General features: G+C 53.9%; 21 protein-coding genes and 1 tRNA gene. 11 read left to right on the top strand and 11 right to left on the bottom strand.

Going from position 1 to position 25,894, the window contains the following annotated elements:
* The first annotated feature begins 2 nt into the window (after positions 1-2).
* Positions 3-1,787, top strand: a complete 1,785-nt coding sequence (gene tssF, locus AC790_RS02865) for a type VI secretion system baseplate subunit TssF (protein ID WP_049850849.1) — start codon at positions 3-5, stop codon at positions 1,785-1,787.
* Positions 1,784-2,986: a type VI secretion system baseplate subunit TssG gene (gene tssG, locus AC790_RS02860; protein WP_235440723.1), complete on the top strand. Its 1,203-nt coding sequence runs from the start codon at positions 1,784-1,786 to the stop codon at positions 2,984-2,986. The genes tssF and tssG overlap by 4 nt, the downstream gene beginning before the upstream one ends.
* Positions 2,987-3,168: 182 nt before the next feature.
* Here tssG and AC790_RS02855 read toward each other — a convergent pair whose 3' ends face one another.
* From AC790_RS02855 to AC790_RS02830, 6 genes are all read right to left on the bottom strand, one after another.
* The gene (locus AC790_RS02855; RefSeq protein ID WP_152929109.1) at positions 3,169-4,104 is read right to left on the bottom strand and encodes a hypothetical protein; all 936 of its coding nucleotides are present in this window, start codon (positions 4,102-4,104) and stop codon (positions 3,169-3,171) included.
* A 479-nt stretch (positions 4,105-4,583) separates the two neighbouring features.
* On the bottom strand, positions 4,584-7,832 hold the full coding sequence (locus AC790_RS02850) for a type I restriction endonuclease subunit R (protein ID WP_049850847.1): 3,249 nt from the start codon (positions 7,830-7,832) through the stop codon (positions 4,584-4,586).
* Complete coding sequence (locus tag AC790_RS02845; protein ID WP_049850846.1) at positions 7,829-9,175, bottom strand: restriction endonuclease subunit S; 1,347 nt, start codon at positions 9,173-9,175, stop codon at positions 7,829-7,831. The genes AC790_RS02850 and AC790_RS02845 overlap by 4 nt, the downstream gene beginning before the upstream one ends.
* Positions 9,175-11,541 (bottom strand): class I SAM-dependent DNA methyltransferase, encoded by a 2,367-nt coding sequence (locus tag AC790_RS02840; RefSeq protein ID WP_049850845.1) that lies wholly within the window; start codon positions 11,539-11,541, stop codon positions 9,175-9,177. Before AC790_RS02840 ends, AC790_RS02845 begins: the two co-directional genes overlap by 1 nt.
* Before the next feature lie 222 nt (positions 11,542-11,763).
* Positions 11,764-11,840 (bottom strand) — tRNA-Arg (locus tag AC790_RS02835).
* Between the two features lie 95 nt (positions 11,841-11,935).
* Positions 11,936-12,439, bottom strand: a complete 504-nt coding sequence (locus AC790_RS02830) for a DUF1198 family protein (protein WP_049851208.1) — start codon at positions 12,437-12,439, stop codon at positions 11,936-11,938.
* 175 nt (positions 12,440-12,614) lie between these two features.
* On the opposite strand from AC790_RS02830, the gene folD reads away from it, so the two are divergent.
* A complete protein-coding gene (folD, locus tag AC790_RS02825) occupies positions 12,615-13,481 on the top strand; it encodes a bifunctional methylenetetrahydrofolate dehydrogenase/methenyltetrahydrofolate cyclohydrolase FolD (RefSeq protein WP_049850844.1) in 867 nt (288 codons plus the stop codon).
* A complete protein-coding gene (gene ybcJ / locus AC790_RS02820; protein WP_007890771.1) occupies positions 13,481-13,693 on the top strand; it encodes a ribosome-associated protein YbcJ in 213 nt (70 codons plus the stop codon). Before folD ends, ybcJ begins: the two co-directional genes overlap by 1 nt.
* Before the next feature lie 74 nt (positions 13,694-13,767).
* Here ybcJ and AC790_RS02815 read toward each other — a convergent pair whose 3' ends face one another.
* Both AC790_RS02815 and cysS read right to left on the bottom strand, forming a co-directional pair.
* Positions 13,768-14,877, bottom strand: a complete 1,110-nt coding sequence (locus AC790_RS02815) for an AAA family ATPase (RefSeq protein ID WP_007890772.1) — start codon at positions 14,875-14,877, stop codon at positions 13,768-13,770.
* 32 nt (positions 14,878-14,909) lie between these two features.
* On the bottom strand, positions 14,910-16,295 hold the full coding sequence (gene cysS, locus AC790_RS02810; protein ID WP_049850843.1) for a cysteine--tRNA ligase: 1,386 nt from the start codon (positions 16,293-16,295) through the stop codon (positions 14,910-14,912).
* Positions 16,296-16,630: 335 nt separating this feature from the next.
* Between cysS and ppiB the strand changes: the two genes are divergently transcribed.
* The 4 genes from ppiB to purK all read left to right on the top strand — a co-directional run bounded on the left by ppiB (position 16,631) and on the right by purK (position 19,543).
* Entirely contained in the window at positions 16,631-17,125 is a 495-nt protein-coding gene (gene ppiB / locus AC790_RS02805) for a peptidylprolyl isomerase B (protein WP_049850842.1), read from the top strand.
* Positions 17,125-17,841 (top strand): UDP-2,3-diacylglucosamine diphosphatase, encoded by a 717-nt coding sequence (gene lpxH / locus AC790_RS02800; protein ID WP_049850841.1) that lies wholly within the window; start codon positions 17,125-17,127, stop codon positions 17,839-17,841. The genes ppiB and lpxH overlap by 1 nt, the downstream gene beginning before the upstream one ends.
* Positions 17,842-17,972: 131 nt before the next feature.
* Positions 17,973-18,482 carry a 5-(carboxyamino)imidazole ribonucleotide mutase gene (gene purE / locus AC790_RS02795; RefSeq protein ID WP_007890776.1) on the top strand — a complete coding sequence of 170 codons (510 nt, stop codon included), beginning with the start codon at positions 17,973-17,975 and terminating at the stop codon, positions 18,480-18,482.
* Positions 18,479-19,543, top strand: a complete 1,065-nt coding sequence (gene purK, locus AC790_RS02790) for a 5-(carboxyamino)imidazole ribonucleotide synthase (RefSeq protein WP_049850840.1) — start codon at positions 18,479-18,481, stop codon at positions 19,541-19,543. The genes purE and purK overlap by 4 nt, the downstream gene beginning before the upstream one ends.
* A 98-nt stretch (positions 19,544-19,641) precedes the next feature.
* Here the strand turns inward: purK and AC790_RS02785 are convergent, their stop codons facing one another.
* The 3 genes from AC790_RS02785 to ybbA all read right to left on the bottom strand — a co-directional run bounded on the left by AC790_RS02785 (position 19,642) and on the right by ybbA (position 23,557).
* On the bottom strand, positions 19,642-20,385 hold the full coding sequence (locus tag AC790_RS02785; RefSeq protein ID WP_049850839.1) for a class I SAM-dependent methyltransferase: 744 nt from the start codon (positions 20,383-20,385) through the stop codon (positions 19,642-19,644).
* Positions 20,386-20,456: 71 nt separating this feature from the next.
* Positions 20,457-22,874 (bottom strand): putative ABC transporter permease subunit YbbP, encoded by a 2,418-nt coding sequence (ybbP, locus tag AC790_RS02780; RefSeq protein ID WP_049850838.1) that lies wholly within the window; start codon positions 22,872-22,874, stop codon positions 20,457-20,459.
* Positions 22,871-23,557, bottom strand: a complete 687-nt coding sequence (gene ybbA / locus AC790_RS02775) for a putative ABC transporter ATP-binding protein YbbA (protein ID WP_049851207.1) — start codon at positions 23,555-23,557, stop codon at positions 22,871-22,873. Before ybbA ends, ybbP begins: the two co-directional genes overlap by 4 nt.
* On the opposite strand from ybbA, the gene tesA reads away from it, so the two are divergent.
* From tesA to AC790_RS02760, 3 genes are all read left to right on the top strand, one after another.
* Positions 23,525-24,151 carry a multifunctional acyl-CoA thioesterase I/protease I/lysophospholipase L1 gene (gene tesA, locus AC790_RS02770; RefSeq protein ID WP_180823199.1) on the top strand — a complete coding sequence of 209 codons (627 nt, stop codon included), beginning with the start codon at positions 23,525-23,527 and terminating at the stop codon, positions 24,149-24,151. The two genes, ybbA and tesA, sit on opposite strands and share 33 nt — an antisense overlap.
* Positions 24,152-24,182: 31 nt before the next feature.
* Complete coding sequence (locus AC790_RS02765) at positions 24,183-24,956, top strand: SDR family oxidoreductase (protein ID WP_049850837.1); 774 nt, start codon at positions 24,183-24,185, stop codon at positions 24,954-24,956.
* Positions 24,957-25,035: 79 nt separating this feature from the next.
* The gene (locus AC790_RS02760) at positions 25,036-25,890 is read left to right on the top strand and encodes a co-chaperone YbbN (RefSeq protein WP_049850836.1); all 855 of its coding nucleotides are present in this window, start codon (positions 25,036-25,038) and stop codon (positions 25,888-25,890) included.
* Positions 25,891-25,894: the final 4 nt, after the last annotated feature.

Here is a 25,894-nt window from a genome sequence, read left to right as displayed (position 1 = left end):
CCATGAACGATCACGACTTTCTCAACTATTTCGACAGCGAGATGCGCTATCTGAAATCGGCGGCGCAAGAGTTTGCTGAACAGCATCCGCAGGCAGCTCGTCGTCTCGGCATTGACGGAACGTCGCTGAAGATGGATGAATCTGTAGAGCAGCTCTTCCAGGGATTTTCGCTGCTGATAGCGCAGATGCGCCGCAAGATTGATGATGATATCCCGGAACTGACGGAGCCACTGCTTGGGCATCTGCTGCCCGTGGTAAACCGCACGCTGCCATCGATGGCGATCGTTGAACTCACGCTAGATACCATCGCCCAGGTACGTGATGCCGTGCTGCCGGAAGGCACTACGCTGTTGACCCGCCCGATGGATATAACCGGCCTGCGCTGCCCCTATCGCACCACCGATGCGCTCAAGCTGCATCCGCTAACGCTGGGCGAGATAACGGCGCCCTTCCATCCCGATGGGCACCAGATGATCTGCCTGCGATTTGCTCTCAGTTCCCAGGCGGATCCAAGCCAGATCGATCTCAGCGATATCCCGCTTTATATCCACGGAGATCGCCCGGTGCAGTCGCTGATGTATCAGGCTCTGAGCAACCATATTGAACGAATCACGGTTCGCCTGCCGCAGAGTGATAACTGCGATCCACAACCCTTTACTGGCGACATCCGCGCCCGCTGGCAGCAGCACTGGCGCTCGGTGTGGCCTGAAAGCGAAAGCCCAGCCTTGTGCGGCGAGGTGCGTCCGCTGCTGGAATATTTCAGTTTTCCCGCGCGCTATGCGTTCTTTACCCTTTCCGGGCTTAACACGCTGCCCTTTAGTGAAAGCTGCAGGGAGGCGATGCTCGAAATCCATTTGAGACAGCCACTTCCGCGCGACATTTCGCTGCCGCAAGATGTGCTGCGCATTCACTGCGTTCCGGTTATCAACCTGTTTTCTCTCAACGCAGAGCCGCTGAAAGTGCAGCCTGCGGTGCTGGATTATCGCCTGCGGCCGCACCGCCTTGGCGATCAGCATACGGAGATCTACAGCGTGGATGCGGTGGCCGCCAGTGAAAAACTGGATAAGCGGCGTTATGTGCCGTATCGACACTTCCGGCAAAAAGGCGGCATGCTGCAACACAAAGCGTCGTGGCCGGAGCGTTATTTCCATACGCGCATCTGGCGTGGCGTCAGCGGTCTTTATGAAACCCTGCTGATGCTGGGCGGCGATGCCAGCGAAGCTGACCGAACTCAGGAAGATGCCACGCTGTTTATGAACCTCACCTGCACCAACGGCAATTATCCGCGTATGGCGTTGGAGAAAGCGGTATTTGATGGCAGCGCAGTGATCGGCAACCTGGCTGTGCGGTGCAAAACACGACAGCCCCCTTCCATGCCCTATTACCCGCCAACCACGCAACTTTATCAGTGGCACCTGATATCGCTGCTGCATCCCCGCGCCCTAAGTCAGATGATTAGCGATGCCGAAAACCTGCGGGCCGTGATGTCGCTATTTAACTGGAGCGACGAGGAGAACAACCGCCGACGCATCAGCGGTATCCGTCACGTTAGCTGGCAGCAGGACTATAACGCCTCATATCACTGGCACGGCGTGCGTATTCGCGTGCTGCTGGATGAGACAATGTTTAGCGGCACCGGCGATGCCCGATTGTTTTGCGAACTGCTGGAGCAGTTCTTCACCCAGTACGCCAGCGTCATCCGCTTTACCCAACTGACGGTGCTGCTGACCGCCTCGGGCACCGAATGGGCCTGGCCGGAGCGACGCATTGACAGGGTATTGATGTGACAGACGACAACAAACAAAACCGTTCACCTCTGCCCCCGTTCTGGCTGGACGCCAACGGCGATGATCACACGGCGCGGTTTAACTTTTATCGCTTCTGCCAGCTGCTAGAACAGACAACCCATAGCCGCCTGGGCACGGGCCGCACGCCGGAATGTGATGCGGTGCGCTTTCGCCCCAACCCGCATCTGGGCTTTCCCGCCAGTGAGCTAAAGCGCACCGAAATCGACGCCGATAATCCTGATGCGCCGCCCACCGTTAGAACACATTTCCTCGGCTTGTACGGCGTGGATTCGCCGCTGCCCACCACCATCATCGACGATATCAATCAGAACCGTGACGGCGCCGATGCGATGGCCGCGTTTCTGGATATCTTCAATCACCGGCTGATGACGCAGTTTTATCGCATCTGGCGCAAATACAGTTATCCGGCCACTTTTGCGCCCGGCGGCAATGATGCCATTTCACAGAGCCTGATGGCGCTGGCGGGCATTGCCCGCAGCTTGGAACTGCCATCTTCACGCTTACTGGCGATATTGCAGCCGCTACTGCACCCGACGCACACCGCTGAAGGTATTGCGGCGGTGATTCGCAGCCAGGCACCTAATACTCACGTTGAAGTGTTCGCGCATCATGCGGTGAGAATGCCAGTGGCGAAACGCGCCCAGCTTGCACTTCGTGGCGGTTTGTCGCTCGATCAGAACCCGGTGCTGGGGGATGAGATCTATGTGACCGGGTACTGCTCGCGGGTCGAGCTTTCGACAGAGGATGCCGATGAAGCAAAGGGTTGGATGCCGAATGGGCAACTCAGGCAGGATGTGATGACGCTGCTGCGGACATATTTGGGGTGCGATTATGATCTGCGGTTCTGGCTGACGATTCCTACCAAGCTGCTGCCGTTGCCACGGTTAGGTGATGGCGGCCTGTTTAATGGGTACAACATGATGCTGGGGCTGAGGGAGGATAATCTGCATGAGATGTCGGAAATAGTGCGCATCATGATAGGAGGATTGCGTGAGGAAAATAAGGAAATTTGGCGTGGCCTGCTCCCGGGAGTGTTAGAAATCCTGTGTCATTCCAGTAATATGCAACCAAAAAGGAATGATGCCGCCGGCGCCACAAAACTGAACAGCCTATCTGGGGGGCCGAGACCACTTCGATGTGGCAAGGCACCAGCAGACTGTCGAGAATTTCGGCGGTAACCTTCATGGTCTCTCAGAGTCACTTTTAGATCCCATCGGGCCGGTGCGGCGGTGAAAGTCATGCGAGGCAGGATCCTGTGATTGTCAATCTGGTGGTTCAGAGCGGCTGCCCCCGGTGAACATGAAGGACAAAGAGAATAGCATGTCCGGGCAGCCAGATTAGCAGTGTCAGTGTGAGGGAGTTATTTTACCCAATCGTTAATGCTACGGCGACGAACGCGCTTCTCCGCCATAATGATGGGCTTTCCCCAACTGAATATCGATGCGGACAAACGTATCTTTTTTCCCTGAAAAACGCATTTGCACAAGCCAACTATCGACTTATGCAACGGGGGCTCAAGGTCCGCCTCAAGTGGGTAACCTTCAGGGTAGGTACGGCGCTCAAACCAGTAGACGATACGAGACAACAGAAACATAAATATAGCGATGGCGCCGAAGGCAAAGGGCATGGAGTACCAGCGGGAAATGGACTCGAAATCGTTCATGAAAACGCGGAAGCCATACTCTTTTATCATCAGGGCACCGCTGATAAAGAAGCCCGGTAACATGTTCAGTACAAAGATTAAGAGCATCAACGAAGCCAGACGCTCCGGAACACTGGCTTTCACCTCAGCCGCGGTGTGATCGATAGGATGGCTCTGCCCGATAATGCGCCCACTCAGTTCAACATTGGCGTAGGGATCGCCTGTGACAAACAATGGAATCACTAGATATTCCTCGGAATTGAGGCAATCGAAATGTATTTGCAGTTGCTGATCGTTAAGCAACTGGCAGGAACAACGCACCTCGTCTTCAACCGCCAGAATACGGCTGCCGACAAATTTTGCTTTATCACTGATTTTAACGATAAGAGGAGATGTTGGAAGAAAATCTTTTTCCACCACCGGCAGCGTTCCCCTGTTCCAGATTAATAATCCAATGACATAGATGCCTTTCTCCCGAGAGCCATCGTCTGCGGTGATATAAAAGGGAATACCTTCGGGCAACTCCGCAACAATACCACGAGCTATGAGCCGGGCTTCAAGTTGACGCTCTGAGCGCTTTTTTTTCTGTCCCAAAGTCAGGATAAGCCGTAAAAGTGAACTGAGCGGGGAAACAATCTCACCTAAAGTCATCATCAACCTCCACTGTTAAATCCTGCTCAGAGTAAGTAATTAGTGGGTTGATAACAATAGAGAAAATGCAGTAGGGGTGATCTTTGCGCGACTCAGAAGGGAAAAACTATCAGTTCCGTGCTTTCGAGCGTAACACGTATTATTCCAGATAGTAGCCATGCAGAACGGTAATCACATCGTGGCGAGTCCTTGTGCCCCTTTTGACCTTCATCGTAGCAGCTCTCGCTACTGCCACAGATGATGCAATACGATTAATCTGGAGCAGGTAAAACCGCGCAGGGAAATGCGCCACCTCTGGAATCAGAGCTATGGTATCAGTCATTACGCGTAAGCTGCCGGAAATATTGACTCACAATGACATAGCGATGACGCGTTATCTACATCTCGAATGCAATCGAGTCGCTGAACAGCGTTATACGTGCAGCCATTAGAAAACATGATGATATTTAAAATAACGGGGCTATCTTAAGCCCCTCCAATAATCAAGCACCCTTCAACATATCAAACACCACCCTAGCAAACCCTTTCGCAAGCTCCGGATTCGACAAGTACTGAATCATCATCTCCTGATGCGCATCATTGCTATCCATTACGGCATCATCAATCGCTTTCGGGAAATCTCCCAGCATTGCCTGTTCGCGCGTGTTATTGGCAATCTGCGTCATTACCGCCTGGTTCTCAGATAACTTGTCTCTGACGGAAAAAGCATAATTAATCATATCTTTATCGCTAAGATTGTCGGTGATAAACAGATCGTTCAGACGCGCCAGGATGTTTGACAGGAACTCTTCTTGCGGGTTCTTAGGCTTTGCCGTGCCCATGTCGTTGCTAGGTTTGAGTTTGTACTCTTCGGCATCTTCTTGCAGCCTAAGATGCTGCTCATGGAGTTTTGATAGACGATAATGACTCATCTCTACATTGCTAAGATCAACCTCATCTTCTGCAATGCGCTGTTCATGCAGCATCGGACGCAGGTGTCGGGCAAACAGGCTGAGCTTTTCCAGGTCCTTGTCATCATAGTCAACAATCTGCGACATAAACTCATAGAAGCGGACAAAGCTGCCAAGATCCTTTTTGAAGATATCCAGCTTGTCTTTTTCCTGCTTGCAGGCTTTGAAAGTGTTTTCTGCATTAGTGATCAGCACCACATCGCCGGTTTTTTTCGTGCGTTCAAACATCTCTTTAGCCAGCACATAAGCATCAATTGCTGAGATGTAACGCTGTTTCCAGCGATCAACTGCGGGCTTGCAGATATTACTGATCGCCGCGCTGGATTTGTTTTTGGTAAAGAACGCCTCACAGAACTGTTCGACTTCATTCCACAGGAAAATACCGCTGGTACGCAATTTATCGAACAGCTCAAATACCAACTGTGGATCGCTGACATCAGTGAGTTCTGCCGTCTGATAATAAGGCTGGAAAGCATTGAGAATTTCATCTGGCTCGTTCCAGAAATCCAGCACAAATGTTCCTGACTCGGCTTTACCGGGATAAGTGCGGTTAAGCCGGGAAAGTGTCTGTACGCACTCAACCCCACCCAGCGCTTTATCAACATACATGGCGCAGAGCTTGGGCTGGTCAAAACCGGTCTGGAATTTGTTTGCCACTAGCATCACCTGATAGTCATCGCTATCAAAGGCTTTGCGCATATCCCGCCCTTTCAGACCGGGATTCATATTGATTTCAGTGAATTTCTGGTTCAGCAGCGCGAGCGCGTTGTGATCGCTTTCGGCAAACTCAACCTCACCCGAGAAGGCCACCATCGCGCTAATTTTCTGGTAGTGGTTTTCAGCGATATATTTATCAAACGCCAGCTTGTAGCGTACTGCCGCTTTACGTGAGCTGGTGACCACCATCGCTTTCGCCTGTCCGCCCAGCAGATGCATTACATGCTTACGGTAATGCTCAACGATGACCTTCACCTTCTGTGAAACGTTGTGCTCATGCAGCGATACCCATTGCGTGAGTTTTATTTTGGCTTTTTTGCTGTCTACTTCGCGGTCCGGATCGTCCAGCTTTTGCAGCAGCTTATAGGCTACCTTGTAGTTGGTGTAATTCTTCAGAACATCGAGGATAAAACCCTCTTCAATAGCCTGACGCATGGAATAAACATGGAATGCTTCTGGCTTATTGGTTCTCGAGGCGGGTTCAAGCGGATTAGGACGGCGACCAAATAACTCCAGCGTTTTCGGCTTCGGCGTGGCGGTGAATGCATAGTAGTTGAGATTACTGCTGCCCTTACGCGCGGCAACGGTAGCATCAAGAACATCTTCTGACGACATTACGACATCGTCATCCACCTCTTCAGTCATCAGCACTTCTTTAAGCTGACGCGCCGTGGAACCACTTTGTGAAGAGTGCGCTTCGTCGGCAATCACCGCGTATTTACGCAATTTAAGGCTGACGCTGTTTTCAATCGCTTTCAGCACAAACGGGAAGGTCTGAATGGTCACGATGATAATCGGCTGCGAGTTTTCCAGCGCGCTGGCGAGCTTTTCCGATTTTGAACCGTCACCCTCTTTATTGTTAATGCGCCCGACTACGCCGTCCTGATGCTCAAACTGATAAATGGTATCTTGCAGCTGATCGTCCAGCACGGTTCGGTCGGTGACGACAATTATCGAATGGAACTGCTTCTCGCCTTTCTCATCGTAAAGCCGGGAAAGCTGGTGGGCAGTCCAGGCGATAGAATTAGATTTACCTGAACCCGCGCTGTGCTGAATCAGATATTTATTGCCGGTCCCTTCTTCTGCCGCTGCCGTGATCAGTTTGTTGACTACATCCCATTGGTGATAACGCGGGAAGATAAGGCTCTCTTTTTTATACTTCAGCCCCTGCCAGTCTTCTTTCTCTTCAATTTGCAGATGCACAAAACTAGCGAGAATTTTCAGCAGATTGTCCGGCAGCAAGACCTCATTCCACAGGTAGCTGGTGGCATACCGATCGGCATTTTCTGGAATATCGTTGCCCGCACCGCCCTCTTTAGTGCCTTTATTGAACGGCAAGAAGAAGGTTTTATCGCCATCGAGTTTAGTCGCCATAAACACTTCATACTGGCTGACGGCAAAGTGCACTAGCGCACCGCGTTTAAATGTCAGCAGCGGTTCTGGTTTATTATTTCCAGGATCTTTTGGCAGACGCGTTTTCTTATATTGGGTAATGGCGTTTTGCACTGCCTGCTTAAACTCAGACTTCAGCTCTAGCGTAGCAATGGGCAGGCCATTCACAAACAGCACCAGATCGATACGCCACTTCTTCGCCTTTACGCCCGTCTCTTCAAATGCGGCTTTAGAGGCGTGCGGGCTGTAAACCAGCTCCGGCACAATACGGCAGATATTCTGTTCGTAGCGCGCCAGCGTATCCGGATTGAGATTATGCTCCGGCTTAAACTGACACAGCGAAAAACGTGCGCTGTGGCTTTTGATACCGTGACGTAATACGCCGAGCGTACCGTAAGTGCGCGACAGCATATCGGTCGCGTTGATATCCGCTTTTTTCAGTTGTGCCACCAGCGCATCAAGGAAGTGACGTTCGGTGTCAGTGGGATAGATTTTGGTAAACTTCTCCCACTCCTGCGGCTGCGTGGTTTGCACGAAAGTCAGCGCATCCTGTGAATACAGAGCACGCTCGCGATCGTAGTCGTCAGCTTTACCGACAATCCAGCCGCGATCGACCATTTGCGCAATCATTTCATCCTGAAAAATCAGTTCCCTGGTGCTGTCCATGCTCATGCGGTGGTCTCCTGTGGCTCCTCAAATTCCTGCTTTTCAGGGGCAACCCAACCGCGGACGTCGATTTTTCCGGTGACGGCGGCAGAGATAAGGGCAGTGCGTCGTTCTTGAAGTAATTCAACCTGAGTTGCAGATATTCTAGATAGCTGATCGTACTTAATATTAATAAATTTCAGATGATTTACGATTAAGTCTTGTTCATTTTTTGGAGCCAATGCTAATGGTGCTTCACATATATTACTTAAGTTAAGGCCCTCTTTTAATCCATATTGTGCAACATCAAAAAAAGATCGCCCAGAAGTTGAGGTAAGGCTAAATCCTAAAAAAGTAGAGTTCACCCTTGTTCTTTGGGGACGAATTAAGCTTAGATGTTGATTGATATAAGTTGTTTGTGAAAGCTTAGGAACAACCGCGATCCGGCCTGTATTTGCACCTGTAATACATACAACGACATCGCCTTCTATCAGTCGAGTGCGGATTCCTTCTGCATTTTTAGGTGGAGACACTCGTTTCGCTTTATTAATCTCTAGACCTAAATTATTGTTCAAATCACCACTTTGAAGAAATATTTCACTTCCCTCATCAGTAATGAAATCTGACCAACCTCTTGGCCCAGATGTAATAAAAGAAGATATATTCTTAACTCGAGCAGTGTCCCAATGCTCCGGCACTTCTCCCAACCACTTAAAACCAGAATGTTTCATCGGCACATCAGAATTTAACCCTTTGGTGACGGCATGGCTAATCACTGCCTGACGTTTTTCTTTTAGCAGTTCAATAAGTTGTTGTTGCTTGTCGATTAGCTTATCGATTTTTGCAGTTTCGTTGTCAAGAAAATCGGCAATAGTATTTTGTTCCGTAAAAGATGGAATTGTAAGCTGAATGTTTTTTAATTCTTCACCATTTACATGTGGAATGCCCATGCCTGTTGCATGCCTGCGCATCTCGGGTTCGATTGCAATACACAAGTACCAGTAGTATTTTATATGTAAAGGGTAGTTAAGGGTTGCGGCTGCCATAGTGGAAGAAAGAATACCTCTTCTTCCTAAAACAAACTCTCCCGCATTTGATCCATCCCAAATAATTAATGGCTGATCCTCTACTGCAATACGAACATCAGTAGATACTATTGCATGCTTCTCTACTGAGTTACTTCTCAAACAATCCATCGAGAGATAGGGGAGAGTATTTTCAGCTGGAACGTCAAGCAGAACAGCAGGATTTTTGCCTTTAGTAAAATATGCAATATACTTATGTCGTAACACTTCCCAACGTTTAGGAATGACTCCCAGCCACTCAACACCAGAATCTTTATATTCTGGATACGCCTTATATCTGCTCATCAGGAATGTACCTCCTGCAGCAGCTTCATAATCTCGGCGCTAACCGCATCCAGATCTGCATCAATTTTCTCCAGCGGACGTGGTGGCTGATAAACATAGAAGTGACGGTTAAACGGAATTTCGTAACCGACAATGCCTACTTCGCCATCTTTCGCATCGCGCTTATCGGCATTAATCCACGCATCTGCCACATGCGGCAGCACTTCCGCTTTGAAGTAATTTTCAATCAGATCGCTAGTGGCAACTGCCGGGTTCAGCAGTAGGTTTTCGTTATCACGCAGATCGCCGTCCTGCTCAAACTCCACCACTTTGCCTTTATACTCAAACGCACCGTATAGCGGCTGAGCATCTTCTTTCAGCACCTTCTTCACTACCGGCTCGGCATCCGGATTTTTAGCGGTGATGGCGTCGATAAACTGTTTATTCTCTTTCGAATCGAGCTTCACGCCTGCTGTTTTAATCGCCCCTTTTAGTGTGAGCTGGAACTGATTAAAGTCATTGCTGGCCTCTGTTTTGCCACCTGCCTGAGCACCTAATGCTGTCTGAATTTGCTGCGCTTTATCCATTAACGTGCGTTGCGACAGCCACAGTTTGCTGTCCAGCAGGTCTTTAATCTGCTTCTCTTTCAGCTCAGCAAACTCTGCTTTGATAATGGCGCGGGCTTCCGCTTCAATTGCTGAAAAATCACCGTAATTATCATCCTGCCACTGTGCAGAGAACGCCTCGTATAAACGTTCCATCGGCGCATTAAACGGCTTTGGTGCAAAGCGCAGTGTGGCAATGGCTTCATCAGTCACCTGCGCAGACAAACGCAGCGGGCTTTCAATGGTCAGGCGGCGATATCCGAAATCGGTGGTATTGAAGATTTTGCTGGCGAAGGTTTTCGTCGTTTCGGTTTTGACAGTGGCAGACTGACGGCCACGGTTGGATTTCTGCTCTGGAGCTTTGTCCAGACCAAGCTCTTCCAGCGAAGTCGCATCAACCACCTTAAAATCGCCAAAAGTCTGCGTAATCAGCCGGATATCGTCTTCACCCATCAGGTTGCGCTTGGAGCCCAGCGATTTACGCATTTTTCCGCACAGGTTGGTGCCGTCGATCAGCTGCACTTTGCCTTTACGTTCTGCGGATTTCTTGTTCGACAGGATCCAGACGTAGGTTGCGATGCCGGTGTTGTAGAACATATCGTTTGGCAGCGCGACGATGCCTTCCAGCAGATCGGCTTCCAGAATATAGCGACGGATTTCACTTTCACCGCTACCGGCACCGCCAGTAAACAGCGGCGAGCCATTAAGGATAATACCGATGCGCCCTCCGTTACTTACCGAGCCATCAGCATTATGAATGCCGCGCATTTTGCTAAGCAGGTGCATCAGGAACAGCAGAGAACCATCGGAGACGCGCGGCAGGCCTGGACCAAAACGGCCGTTGAAGCCCTTCTGCTGGTGCTCGTCGTTAATCTCGCCTTCAATCTTTTTCCAATCCACGCCGAAGGGAGGATTCGACAGCATGTAGTCAAACTGGTCGGCGGGGAGCTGATCGTTAGAAAGTGTGTTGCCCAGCTTAATGCGGCTAACATCTTGCCCCTTGATCAGCATGTCGGCTTTACAGATGGCATGAGATTCCGGATTTAATTCCTGACCAAACGCACGCATTACCGCTTCGGGGTTGAGATCGTGCACATACTCCATGCCTGAAGATAAAAAGCCGCCGGTTCCGGCAGTGGGATCGTAGATGGTACGGATGATACCGGGCTTACTCAGCGCGTCGTCATCTTCCATAAACACTAACGAAGTGGTTAAACGAACGATATCACGCGGCGTAAAGTGCTCTCCGGCGGTTTCATTGGAGCTTTCCGCAAAGCGGCGAATCAGCTCTTCGAACACCAATCCCATATCATGATTAGATATTTTTTTCGGGCTCAGATCGGTAACGGCAAAAAGCTTAACCACTTTGAACAATAGGTTAGCGTGCTTTAATTCCGCGACATACTCGCTAAATTTGAACTGTTCAAAAATCTGGCGCGCATCAGCTGAGAAACTATCAACATAATTCAGCAGGTTGTCAGCGATGTCATTTTGCCCCATTTTTCCAAGGTTCATTGGCGACGTATTGAAGAAGGACAAACCGTTAGTTGCACGTAACAGAAACTTTTCCTGAGCTTCTTCAGGCAGATCTTTCATTGACTTCAGCTTCTCAGCCTGGGCCAACACTGCCTCTTTACTCTCCTCAAGCACACATTCCAGTCGTCGCAGCAGCGTAAATGGCAAAATGATGCGGCCATAAAGAGACTGTTTGAAATCTCCGCGCAGAAGATCGGCAACCGACCAGAGAAAAGCGGCAGTTTGAGAAAAATTGTGATTGGACATTATGCAACCTGAGTAAATGCAAAGTGGTTAGTTCTACTATTTCGGCAATTGTATAAGGGGATGCCACATATAAAAGTCATGAGCGAATGCCGCACCATCAACTGTTTTATATAAGAGCAGAACTTAGGGATTGGGCAAAATAATACAGCTAGCCAACTGTATGACAAGGATTAAAGATGAAAGGATTTAAAGGAAAGAGATAAAAATGAAGAAAATTTAGGATGGCACGCCCTACAGGATTCGAACCTGTGACCTACGGCTTAGAAGGCCGGTGCTCTATCCAACTGAGCTAAGGGCGCAAAGTGATTGGGTCGGATTATACTTCCAGCGGCTCGCGCGTCAACGTTTTTGCCCTTCCACAGCAGTGGAGTGCTGCCAGATTAACCAAACCCCCCTAATGCCGCTTGCGCCAGTCGCTTAACGACACCAGATTGCCGCCCTGCTCCGTTTCGCCTTCCAGCTCAATCCCTTGCTGGGTGAAGTGCGCATTATACTGGTCGCGCAGCGCATGCAGTTCCTGGCTGTCCGGCTCCAGCTGGCGCAGAAATCCCAACGCCAGCAACAACTGCTGCCTCGATATCAACGCAGAAAACCCCGCTCGGCTCAAAATGCCATGCCAGCGCTGCCTATTCTCGTCGCTGCCATCGACAATCAGCACCTGCCAAATCAGCAGCACCGCCGCGCCATTGTGCAGATGCGTGTCGTTATCGCCCGCAATGTAGTCGGTAAACTCTTTTGCCGCCTCTTTGCCCATCAGCGACAACATCGATTCGATATGTACCGGCGGCAGCTGCAACCGTTTATTGAGCGCCTGCACCGCATGGCGCGAGCTGGCCGTCAGCAGCTGAAAACCGACCACGAACACCACCGCCAGCGTGGCGAGAATTAACCAAATCATCACGTCATCCATCTCATTCACTGCCGGGCATCATAAGCGCTAACGCGGGTTGGCGCCACGGCGAAAAATCGGGAAAGCGGCGTAGAGGGCGAATCTCTACCTGACAGCCGCACGCGCTTCTGACAGAATAGGCGCCATCCCCGATTTAACCCTCTACAGATGGATTTCCTCTCTGATGGCAGCAAAAATTATTGACGGTAAAACGATTGCGCAGCAGGTGCGCCTTGAGGTTGCCGAAAAAGTACAGCAGCGTCTGGCTGCCGGTAAACGTGCGCCCGGTTTAGCAGTTGTGCTGGTGGGTGAAAACCCGGCTTCGCAGATCTATGTCGCCAGCAAACGTCGTGCTTGTGATGAAGTGGGCTTCATCTCCCGCTCCTACGATCTGCCGGCCACCACCAGCGAAGCAGAGCTGCTAGAGCTGATTGATAAGCTGAATAACGACAACGAGATCGATGGCATTCTGGTGCAGCTGCCGCTGCCAGCCGGCATCGACAACGTCAAAGTGCTGGAGCGCATCGTGCCCGACAAAGACGTGGATGGTTTCCATCCGTACAACGTCGGTCGTCTGTGCCAGCGCGCACCAAAGCTGCGTCCATGTACGCCGCGCGGCATCGTCACCTTACTGGAGCGCTACAATATCGATACTTACGGCCTGAACGCCGTGGTAGTTGGCGCATCGAATATTGTTGGCCGTCCGATGAGCATGGAGCTGCTGCTTGCCGGTTGCACCACCACCGTCACGCACCGTTTCACCAAAGATTTGCGTCATCACGTTGAGCACGCCGATCTGCTGGTGGTGGCGGTCGGTAAGCCGGGCTTTATTCCGGGCGACTGGATCAAGCCGGGCGCGGTGGTGATTGATGTCGGTATCAACCGTCTCGACAGCGGTAAAGTTGTCGGTGATGTGGAGTTCGAAGCGGCATCTGAACGCGCCTCGTACATCACGCCCGTTCCAGGCGGCGTCGGTCCGATGACGGTCGCTACATTGATCCAAAACACGCTGACGGCGTGCGAAGAATTTCACGACATTGAGGAGGCATAATGGCCAGTTTTTCTCTCGGTAAACATGCCCACGTTGATTTGTGCGACCTGCTGAAACTCGAAGGTTGGGTGCAGAGCGGTGCGCAGGCGAAAGCGGTGATTGCAGAAGGCGAAGTACGCGTAGATGGCGCAGTGGAAACGCGTAAGCGCTGCAAGATTGTAGAAGGCCAGAAAGTTGAGTTTGCTGGCTTTAAGATTACGGTTGTCGCGTAATGAGTTGATGGTCGCCGTGAATGGCGTCATCACGTAAGGTGCAGTAATTGATACGGTCGCCATGAATGGCGACCCTACAAAAGACGCTCTTCCCCCACCACGCGCGTTTCCCCTTCTATTTGCTCCAGCTCGATATGATTCACCGCCGTATGTTCGGCAATCAGCGTCGCCAGTTTTGGCGAATGGCTGGTGATCCACAGTTGGCTGAACTGGCTGGCTTCGGCGATCAGGCGCGCCAACGCGGGCAGCAAATCTTCATGCAGGCTGTTTTCCGGTTCATTCAGCGCCATAAACGCTGGCGGACGCGGGCTGAGCAGCGCCACCACTAAGCAAAGAAAACGCAGCGTGCCATCCGAAAACTCGGCACTCTCCAGCGGACGCAAAATTCCGCGCCGCGACATCAGCATCTGAAAGCGCCCGTTCTGCACATCCACGTGAAATTCGGTATCCGGGAAAGCGTCATCCATCACCTGAAACAACAGCTCGTGATGACCGCGCTCGACGATGGTGGCCCACGCCGCCGCCAGATTGCTGCCATCATGGCTCAGCACCGGCGCACGCACGCCAATCTGCGGCGCACGAATCGGCGAACCGGGCCACACGGCAAACTCATGATAAAAGCGCCACTGGCGTAGCCGTTCGCGCACCTGTGAAAGCTCGGGATAGAGATGCGGTTCGCCCAGTTGCCCAAACAGCGACTCTTCCGGATGCAGCACCGCCGGATAACTCACGCGTTCGCCATCAACGTTATGCAGGAAAGCGGTTTGATTAGTGCGTTGCAGGATGCAGGAAGAAGGACGTCGCCGCTGACCGCTCATCCACAAGCGCTCCTCTTTCACCAGCGGATCAAGATTGAACATGCTGGTGGCTAATGGCTCAGGAAAACCAACATCGATCTGGTAATCCATGTCGTCCATTACCACCGCCAATGAAAGACGTTTGGGATCGTGGCGTCGATCGCCGCGCCGTAAGCCGCCTGCCCACATCGCTTTCTGAATGCCGCCCTCTTCCGCCAGCGCCAACGCTAAGCGCCCGCTGGCCGCTTCGTGCAGCAGCCGCACTGCTTTATACAAATTGGATTTGCCGCAGCCGTTGGGTCCGCTCACCACGTTGAGCTGTTGTAGCGGTAGCGTGAGATCGCGCACCGAGCGGAAGCCGTGAATCTGAATCTGTTCTATCGCCATAATAAAAAAGGGCGATTTCTCGCCCTCTCCGGTTATTTGCGTCGCCAGCTGGAACCTTGTGGCCCATCCTCAACGATCACGCCCAACTCGTTGAGCTTATCGCGCGCCACATCCGCCTGCGCCCAATCTTTGGCTGCACGCGCGTCGGAACGGGCTTTCACCCAATGCTCGATCTCCGCCACTTCGTCGTCATTGACCTGCGCACCGCTCTGCAGGAACTGCTCTGGGTCCTGCTGCAGAATGCCGAGCACATTGGCAATCTGGCGCAGTTTCGCCGCCAGCGCATCGGCCGCCGCTTTATCTTCGCTTTTTAGACGATTCACTTCACGCGCCATATCAAACAACACCGAATAGGCTTCCGGCGTGTTGAAGTCGTCATCCATCGCGGTGCGGAAACGCGCTTCGAACTCTTCGCCACCCGCCGCTGTAGCGTTGACGTCGGTGTGACGCAGCGCGGTGTACAAACGCTCAAGCGCCGCACGCGCCTGATTGAGGTTATCTTCGCCGTAGTTCAGCTGGCTGCGATAGTGGCCCGACATCAGGAAGTAACGCACGGTTTCGGCATCGTAATGCTGCAACACATCGCGCACGGTGAAGAAGTTATCCAGCGATTTCGACATCTTCTCGCGATCAACCATCACCATGCCGGAGTGCATCCAGTAATTCACATACGGACCATCGTGCGCGCAAGTGGATTGCGCCACTTCGTTTTCATGGTGCGGGAACATCAGGTCCGAGCCGCCGCCGTGAATGTCGAAATGGGTGCCGAGCTGTTTGCAGTTCATCGCCGAACATTCGATGTGCCAGCCTGGACGGCCATTGCCCCACGGCGAATTCCACGCCGGTTCGTCGGCTTTGGACATTTTCCACAGCACGAAGTCCATTGGATTGCGCTTCACGTCCGCCACTTCGACGCGCGCACCGGCCTGCAGCTGTTCCAGATCCTGACGCGACAGCACGCCGTAAGCTTTGTCGCTCAGCACGTCGAACATCACGTCGCCATTGTCAGCGACGTAAGCGTGATTACGTTCAATCAGCGTGCCGACCAGCTCGATGATCTCATCAATATGGCGCGTGGCGCGCGGCTCCAGATCCGGCGGCAGAATGCCGAGTGCGGCGAAATCGTTATGCATTTCGGCGATCATGCGGTTGGTCAGCGTTTCAATGCTTTCACCATTTTGATTGGCACGTTTGATGATTTTGTCATCGATATCGGTGATGTTACGCACATACTTCAGCTGATAGCCCACGTAACGCAAGTAACGCGCCACCACGTCGAATGCCACAAAGGTACGCCCATGGCCGATATGACAGAGGTCGTAAACCGTAATACCACACACGTACATACCGATTTCACCGGCATGGATGGGTTTGAATTCCTCTTTCTGTCGACTCAGGGTGTTATAAATCTTTAGCATTGAACGGTTCCGTTTGTTTTACGTGTGCGGGATTCGAACGTTAAAAAAGTCAGTTAAGTGCATCGCGGTCGCCATGAATGGCGACCCTACAGCGTACCGGTGCGATTTTGTAGGGTCGCCATTCATGGCGACCGAAACTACGTTGCCCAACTGCACGGCATCAAGCCGGTTATTGTGCCGTATTTTTCTCAGTTGTGCATCGCTCGGTTGCCAACTGCCGTCCGGTTACTGACGCGTTATTGGAAATTGTGATATAAGAAGCGTCTACAAAAATGCCTCGCCGCCTTGCAGGCGCGGCAGACGACACTGACGACAAACCTGACAGGAAGAAAATAATGGTCACTTTCCAGACGAACCATGGCGATATCGTAATTAAAACCTTCGATGACAAAGCGCCGGCTACCGTGAAGAACTTCCTGGAATACTGCGCGGAAGGTTTTTACGATAACACTATCTTCCATCGCGTAATCAACGGTTTCATGGTTCAGGGCGGCGGTTTTGAGCCTGGCATGAAGCAGAAAGACACCAAAGCCGATATCCGCAACGAAGCGAACAACGGCCTGAAAAACACCAAAGGTACGCTGGCGATGGCGCGTACGCAGGCTCCACACTCGGCCACTGCGCAATTCTTTATCAACGTAGCAGACAACGACTTCCTGAATTTCCGTGACGAAAGCCTGCAAGGCTGGGGTTACTGTGTGTTCGCTGAAGTGGTTGAAGGCATGGACGTGGTTGAGAAAATCAAAGCGGTGAAAACTGGCCGTAGCGGCATGCATCAGGACGTTCCGGTTGAAGACGTTGTCATCCAGAAAGTGACTGTTAGCGAGTAATGTCGCGCACGCTGTTTATCGCAGATCTGCATCTGTGCAATGAAGAACCGGCAATTACTGCCGGTTTTCTGCATTTTTTGCAGGGTGAAGCGCGTTCGTGCGATGCGCTTTACATCCTTGGCGATCTGTTTGAAGCCTGGATCGGCGACGACGATCCGAATCCACTGCATCAGCAAATTGCTGCGGTGCTTAAGGCGCTGCCGGTACCGAAATTCTTCATTCACGGTAATCGCGACTTCCTGCTCGGCCAGCGCTTTGCGCGGGCTTCTGGCATGACGCTGCTGCCGGAAGAGCAGGTGTTGGATCTGTACGGACATCGCGTATTAATCATGCACGGCGACACCCTGTGCACCGACGATGAAGGTTATCAGCGTTTTCGCGCCAAAGTGCATCAGCGCTGGTTGCAGCGTCTGTTCCTTGCTTTGCCGCTGCGCCTGCGCATGCGCATTGCCGCGCGCATGCGTAATGGCAGCAAACAGGCCAATCAGCACAAGTCGGTCAGCATTATGGACGTCAATCAGCACGCCGTTGAGGATGCGATGATGCGCCACAAGCTGCAGATACTGATTCACGGCCACACGCATCGCCCGGCGATTCATCCGTTCTCGCTGCACGGCGAAAATGCTCAGCGCGCGGTGCTCGGTGCCTGGCATGAGCATGGCTCGATGATTCAGCTTGATGCCAGCGGCGTAAGCCTGATCGAATTTCCCTTCTGACATCCGGGCGTAAATGCCCGTTTTCCGCCTACGCAACCGTTTTCCTTGCTGCCATCTCATGCTATTCTCTGTGCCCTTCTTCGCCTGCCCGCCCGGCCAGGTTCGTTTGCATATTCACAGGAGTTGACCGCATGTCATCCAACGCCACCCCGGCCCGTATCGCCATTGTCATGGGTTCTAAAAGTGACTGGGCTACCATGCAGTTCGCCGAGGAAATTCTTAACAGCCTGGATGTGCCCTTCCACGTTGAAGTGGTCTCAGCTCACCGTACACCCGACAAACTGTTCAGCTTCGCGGAAACCGCCGCCGACAACGGTTTTCAGGTGATTATCGCCGGTGCCGGCGGTGCAGCCCATTTGCCGGGCATGCTGGCCGCCAAAACGCTGGTGCCGGTGCTGGGCGTGCCGGTGCAAAGCGCCGCGCTGAGCGGCGTCGATAGCCTCTACTCCATCGTGCAGATGCCGCGCGGCATTCCAGTGGGAACGCTGGCGATTGGTAAAGCCGGTGCCGCCAACGCTGCCCTGCTGGCGGCGCAGATTCTGGCGATTCACGACAGCGCGCTGTCCGCGCGTATCGCCAACTGGCGTCAAACGCAGACCGATGAAGTGCTGAACAACCCGGATCCGCGGGAGGACGCATGAAGCCGGTTTGCGTATTAGGAAACGGTCAGTTAGGCCGCATGCTGCGTCAGGCGGGTGAACCGCTCGGCATCGCGGTCTATCCGGTCGGGTTGGATGCAGAACCCTCTGCGCTGCCGATCGCCGAAAGCGTGATTACCGCCGAGATCGAACGCTGGCCAGAAACCGCGTTAACCCGCGAACTGGCGAGCCATCCGGCGTTTGTGAATCGCGATATTTTCCCGCGTCTGGCCGATCGTCTGACGCAAAAACAGCTGCTGGATCAGTTAAACCTCGCCACCGCGCCGTGGCAGCTGCTGGCGGATAAAGCCGAGTGGTCGCAGGTGTTCAGCTCGCTGGGCGAGCTGGCGATTGTGAAGCGTCGTACCGGCGGCTATGACGGCCGCGGACAGTGGCGGTTGCGCGCCAATGAAACCGATGCGCTGCCGGATGAGTGCTACGGCGAATGCATCGTTGAGCAAGGCATTAACTTCAGCGGTGAAGTGTCGCTGGTCGGTGCGCGCGGCCACGATGGCAGCACGGTGTTTTATCCGCTGACGCACAACCTGCATCAGGACGGCATTCTGCGCACCAGCGTCGCCTTCCCGCAGGCTGATGCCGCGCAGCAACAGCAGGCGGAAGCGATGCTCAGCGCCATCATGCATGAGCTGAACTACGTCGGCGTGATGGCGATGGAGTGTTTCATTACGCCAGCCGGTTTGCTGATCAACGAACTGGCCCCGCGCGTGCACAACAGCGGTCACTGGACGCAAAATGGCGCGTCCATCAGCCAGTTTGAGCTGCATCTGCGCGCCGTGCTCGGCTTGCCGCTGCCGCAACCGGTGATGTTTGCGCCGTCGGTGATGGTGAACCTGATCGGCACCGATGTGAATCTGGCGTGGCTGCAACAACCGCTGGTGCATCTGCATTGGTATGACAAAGAGGTGCGCGCTGGCCGCAAGGTGGGGCATCTGAATCTGACCGATAGCGATCACGCGCGGTTGGCGGAAGCCTTAAATGCGCTGGTGCCGCTGCTACCGGCAGAGTATGCGAGCGGGATTGCGTGGGCGGTGGAGAAGCTTTGAGTCACCAGGTCGCCATAAATGGCGACCCTACGAAAACCCAGCTCTGTAAATGTAGGGTCGCCATTCATGGTGACCGATTCTCGCTTAACTGACGAGCGTTACGCCACCATCTTCATCGCCACATGGCTCCAGCGATTGAGATGCGTAATCTGGAAACCATGCGCCTCAAACAGCGCATTGAGCGATGCTTCCGAATAAATCGTGATATGCCCATTGCGTGGCGCGATATACCAATCATTCATTCCCAAATGGCTCACTTCATTCGTGGTGCCTGTGCTGAAGAAAAACACCCCGCCCTTTTTCAAAAAGCCTGACACTTCCCCCAACGTTTTATGCGGATCAGGCGTGTGCTCAAACACTTCAAAACAGGTTATAAATTCAAACGAGTTTAATTGCGGATAGTCACCAGGCACAAACGGATCCCAGGCAACCATATCAATGCCCACTTCCTGCATTAAGCGCGCCAGCGTGCCAGTACCGCCGCCGTAATCCAGCATCTTTTTGCCATGAAACTTTTTAAATAGAGCCAAAATTAGATCGCGGTTTTTGCGCGGGCGTTCGATCTCATAATTGGGATCAAACTCAGCATAGCCTTCGTTGTACACATGCTGCGCATAATCTTCCGGCGTCCAGTCATCAAACGCGTGGGTATACACCAAACCACAGCGCTGGCACTGATGGTAATAAATCGGCACACCAGTTAGTGGATACACGTAACGACTGGCATTTTGCGCATAACAGGCAGTATTAAAATCGGTGACACCATACAGTGAGGCTTCGCCCTGACACACTTTACAGCACCCGATTTCAACGACGGATTTAACGATGAGTTGAGACGACATGTTTGAGCCTTAAATAAGTCTGGTCTGCTGCTGTGAGTCGACACATGCAGACCAGAACTTAAATCTAAGACTCAACCGGCATTAAAACTTCTGAACAACGCCTTCTGATTTAATAGCCTGATACCTAACCAGCCGCCGCACAATGAGAGCAACAATGCGCCACCGATCGGCAACACGATCCACAGGGTCCAGTCCGGCTGCCAGGGGAAATCAAAGATCTTGCGCTGCAATCCCCACAGCGCCGCTTCAGCGCCAAGAGCCGCAGCAATCCCCGACACCACGCCAAGCAGTGCAAACTCGCACCACAGCGTGCCGCGCAGCAGCCGTTTGCTGGCGCCGAGCGTGCGATACACCACCAGCTCCTGGCGGCGCTGACGCATACCGACCTGAATCTGTGCCAGCAATAGCAGCACGCCGCACACCGTGACCAGCACCACCATCACTTCCAGCGCCTGGCTTACCTGCGTCAGCACCTGACCGATTTGGCGCATCATGCTGCCAATATCCAGCAGGCTCAGCGTCGGAAACGCGCGATTAAGCTGCGCCAGCAGCGCAGGATTGCTCTCCATGCGGAAGCTGGTCAGCCAGGTTTGCGGCTGTTGATCGAGCGCACCCGGCGGGAAGATAAAGAAGAAGTTCGGACGCAAACTTTCCCAATCGACCTTACGCAAGCTGGTGATTTTGGCGCTGAACTGCTGGGTATCGCCGCTGAAAGTTAAGCTATCGCCGAGCTTCACGCCGAGACGATCCGCCAGCTCCACTTCCATTGAGACTTCACCGGTTTTTGGCGGCCAGCTGCCGGCAATCAGCGGATTGTGATCCGGACGCTCCGCCTGCCACGTTAGATTGAGCTCGCGATTGAGCGCGTTATCCAGCTTCGGATCGGCCTCTTTGCCGTTCAGCTCGGTCAGACGTGCGCGCACGATCGGGTAGAACGTTTCCGGCTTGAGGTGATGCCCGGTCAGAAAATCACTAACCTGTGGCACCTGCTCTTTGGTGATGTTCAGCAGGAAATAGTTCGGGCTGTCCGGCGGCAGTTGCTGTTGCCAGCGATCTAGCAGATCGCCGCGCATCACCAGCAGCAGCGCCAGCAGCATGAATGAGAGCGAAAACGCCGCCAGCTGGCTGAGCGTCATCGCCGGTTGGCGCAGCAGACGGTTGATCGCCAGGCGCAGTGCCAGATTGCGCACCACCAGCTTACGCAGCAGCAGCAGCGTGCCCCAACCGAGAAGTGCCAGAAGCAGCGCCAGCATCACCACGCCGGCCAGCAGCGCCCACAGCATTTTGCTGCCGCCCATCAGCAGCGCCAACAATCCCATCACTACCAACGCCATCGCGGGCAGATAAAAGCGCAACGGCCAAACGTTGGCCACGGCATCCCGACGCAATACGCGCAGCGGTTGCGTCGCCATCAGCAAGCGGTAAGGACGTAAACCGACCAGCAGCGAAATCACAAACATCGCGCCAATCGCCCACAGCCACGGCCAGAAGCTCGCCGCAGGCAGCGCGCCCGGCAGCACCGGTTTCAGCATCAGCAGCAGAATCACTTCAATCCCCTGCCCTAATGCGCTGCCAACTATTGCCGCCAGCAGCAGCACTGCCAGCCACTGGCCGATGATCAGGCGCTGTAGCGCCTTGCGCGTTGCGCCGAGGGTTTTCAGCACCGCGACTAAATCGTAGCGGCTGCGACAGTAATGGCTCATCGCTACCGCCACTGCGGCAATCGCCAGCATCAGCGTCAACAGCGCGGAGAGCAGTAAAAATTGCTGCGCACGCTGCATGGAGCGGCCTAATGCATCTTCGGAGTTCTCGACGCTAATCCAGCGCTGATCGGCTTTTAGCTGCGGCTCGATCCAACTGTCGTAGCGCGCCAGCGGCGCCGGTTCGCCGGAGAATTTATAGCGCCAGCTCAGGCGACTGCCCGGCTGCACCGCGCCGGTTTTCTCCACGTCGGCCAGGTTCATCAGCAGACGCGGCGCGGTCTGGAACGGATTGAAACCGCCATCCGGCTCCTGAATCACTTCACCGGCAATACGCAGCGTGGTATCACCAACGTCTACGTTGTCGCCCACTTTCAGGTTCAGCAACGCCAGCAAACGCGGCGCGGCCAGCACCGTTCCCGCTTGCGGGCGTAAGCCGGGCGGATGGGTTTGCAGCGTACCAAACATCGGATAGGCATCATCCACGGCTTTAACGTCTGCCAACTGCGGCGTCTCTTGGGCGAAGGTCATGGTCATAAAGCTCAGCTGACGACTCACCGATAGCCCCTCGTCGCGCGCTTTATTCAGCCATGCGTCCGGTGCAGGCGAGGTGGTGCGCAGCGTACGATCGCCGGCCATAAAGTCGCGGCTCTGCTGGCTTAAGCCTTTTTCCATGCGATCGCTGATCGAACCTAGCGCCAGCACGCACGCCACCGCTAAGGTCAGCGCCAGCCAGACAATCAGCAGCGAGGGCGATCGCCACTCGCGCCAGAACCAGCGCCAAATCATGTCTCCTCCCACAGCTTGCCGTCACGTAGCCGCAAGCGGCGGTCGCAGCGCGCTGCCAGTTGCTCATCGTGCGTCACCAAAATCAGCGTGGTGGCAAAATCGCGGTTGAGTGAGAACAGTAGATCGGCGATGCGATCGCCGGTTTTGCGGTCAAGATTGCCCGTCGGCTCATCGGCAAACAGCAGGCCGGGACGACCACTAAAGGCGCGCGCCAGCGCCACACGCTGCTGCTCGCCGCCGGAGAGCTGCGCAGGCAGATGGTGCAGACGATCTTTCAGGCCCAGCACCGTCAGCAGCTCCACCGCCTGGCTGCGGCTTTCGCGATCGCTGTCGCCGCGCAGCAGCGCGGGCAGCTGCACATTTTCCAGCGCGTTGAGCGTTGGCACCAGCATAAAGGATTGAAAAACAAAGCCGACTTCACGCGCGCGCAGCGCAGCACGTTGCTCCTCGTTCATCCTGTGCAGCGGCTGACCGAGCAGATGCACTTCGCCGCTGCTGCCATCGTCCAGGCCCGCCAGAATGCCGAGCAGCGTGGACTTGCCCGAGCCGGACTCGCCAATCAAGGCGATGGTCTCAGCTGGTTTGACAACCAGCTCAACTCCGGTAAGGATGGTCAGCTGATGCTCCCCCTGACCGACGGACTTAGTAAGATGATGAACTGCAACAATGTTTTCCGCTGGCATTATCCCTTCCTGTTGTTATTGCTTCTGCTGGTGTCCCGATTTGCCGCCGCCGACACGTTGCTGGTGTTGGGCGACAGCCTGAGCGCCGGATATCGCATGTCGGCTACGGCGGCGTGGCCAAGTTTGCTGAATAAAGAGTGGCAACAGCAGCCCAAAGTCGTCAACGCCAGCATCAGCGGTGATACCGCAGGACAAGGGCTGGCGCGTTTACCGAGCCTATTAAAACAGCATCAGCCCCGCTGGGTGTTAATCGAATTGGGCGGTAACGATGGCCTGCGCGGCTTTCCACCGCAGAACATCGCTGACGATCTAACCAAAGTGATCGACGAAGTGAAAGCCGCTAAAGCGCAGCCGCTTCTGATGCAGATTCGTCTGCCCGCCAATTATGGGCGTCGTTATACGGAGGCGTTTAGCGCTATCTATCCGCGCCTGGCACAGCAGTACGACATTCCTCTGGTGCCCTTCTTTATGGAGCAGGTCTACCTGAAGCCGGAGTGGATGCAGCAGGATGGAATTCACCCCAATCCGGATGCTCAGCCGTTTATCGCCAACCTGATGGCGACCGAACTGGCTCCGCTAGTAAAGCATGATTAATGCAGGCGTGTGATTTTTAACGGGTAAAGAAATGCAAAAAACAATTCTCATCACCGGCTGCTCCAGCGGCATTGGTTTGGTCGCCGCTAACGATCTTTTGTCACGCGGCTATCGCGTGCTGGCCGCTTGTCGTCGCGCGGACGATGTGGCGCGCATGGAAGCGCTGGGATTTATTGGCGTGCAGCTGGATCTCGATGATGCCGCCAGCGTTGATGCCGCCGCCGACCGCGTGCTGGAGCTCACCGATCATCGCCTGCACGCGCTGTTTAATAACGGCGGTTTTGGTCAATATGGGCCGCTGAGCAGCGTGTCGCGTCAGCAGCTGGAAAAGCAGTTTTCCACCAATCTGTTTGGCACCCATCAACTGACGATGCGCCTGCTACCGGCGCTGCAGGCCAGCGGCAATGGCCGCATCGTCAATACCAGTTCGGTGCTGGGATTGATCTCTACGCCAGGCCGTGGCGCGTATGCCGCCAGCAAATGGGCGCTGGAAGCCTGGAGCGATGCGCTGCGTCTTGAAGTGCGCGAGTCCGGCGTGCGCGTCAGCCTGATTGAACCGGGCCCCATCAGCACGCGTTTCACCGATAACGTGCATCAGGGTGAACAGGATAAACCGGTGCGCAATCCCGGTATCGCCGCGCGTTTTACTCTGCCGCCGGAAGCGATTCTGCCGAAACTGCGTCACGCGTTAGAGAGCAAACATCCGCGGTTGCGTTATCCGGTGACGCTGGTCGCCTGGGCGATGAGCCTGCTGAAACGCCTGCTGCCAGGTTGGATACTGGATCGCATTTTGCGCAGCAACTAAGCTGCAAGTCAGAATCGAGCTTGAACCTGGGCAGCTTGCCCCCATATCCTCAACACACTTTCTGCAAAGAGACGTATTCATGTCACACGCTTTGATTATCGACATCAACGAATCCAATCTGCAACAGACCTTAGAGCAGTCGATGCAGCTGCCGGTGCTGTTCTATTTCTGGTCCGAACGCAGTCAGCATTGTCAGGAATTGACGCCGGTGCTGGATCGCCTGGCGCAGGAGTATGCCGGTCAGTTTATTTTGGCGAAGCTGGATTGTGATAAAGAGCAGATGGTGGCATCGCAGTTTGGTCTGCGCTCCATCCCAACCGTTTATCTTTTCCAGAACGGTCAGCCGGTGGACGGCTTCCAGGGCCCACAACCCGAAGAGGCGATTCGCGCCCTGCTGCAAAAGGTGTTGCCGCGTGAAGAAGAAGTAAAGGCGCAGCAAGCCATGCAGCTGATGCACGAAGGTAAACCGCTTGACGCTCTGCCGCTGCTGAAAGATACCTGGCAGCTGAGCAATCAAAGCAGCGAAATCGGTTTCCTGCTGGCGGAAGTGCTGATCACCCTTAATCGCAGCGACGAAGCGGAAACAGTGTTGGATAAGGTGCCGTTGCAGGATCAGGACACGCGTTATCAAAGCCTGATCTCGCAAATCGAGCTGCTGAAACAGGCCGCCGATACGCCAGAAATTCAGCTGTTGCAGGAGCAACTGGCCGGCGAACCGACCAATGCTGAGCTGGCTGCTAAACTGTCGTTACAGCTGCATCAGGTTGGCCGCAACGAAGAAGCGTTAGAGCTGTTGTTCGGTTTCCTGAAAAGCGATCTCAGTGCGGGTGATGGCCAGGTGCGCAAGATGTTCCAGGAGATTTTGGCCGCACTCGGCACTGGCGATACCCTCGCCGCCCGCTATCGCCGCCAGCTTTACTCGCTGCTGTACTGATCGG

This window comes from Pantoea sp. RIT-PI-b (genome assembly GCF_001187905.1).
Taxonomy (GTDB): Bacteria; Pseudomonadota; Gammaproteobacteria; order Enterobacterales; family Enterobacteriaceae; genus Pantoea; species Pantoea nemavictus.
The sequence above is the reverse complement of the archived record's forward strand: the minus strand, read 5'-3'. Positions and strand labels throughout refer to the sequence as shown.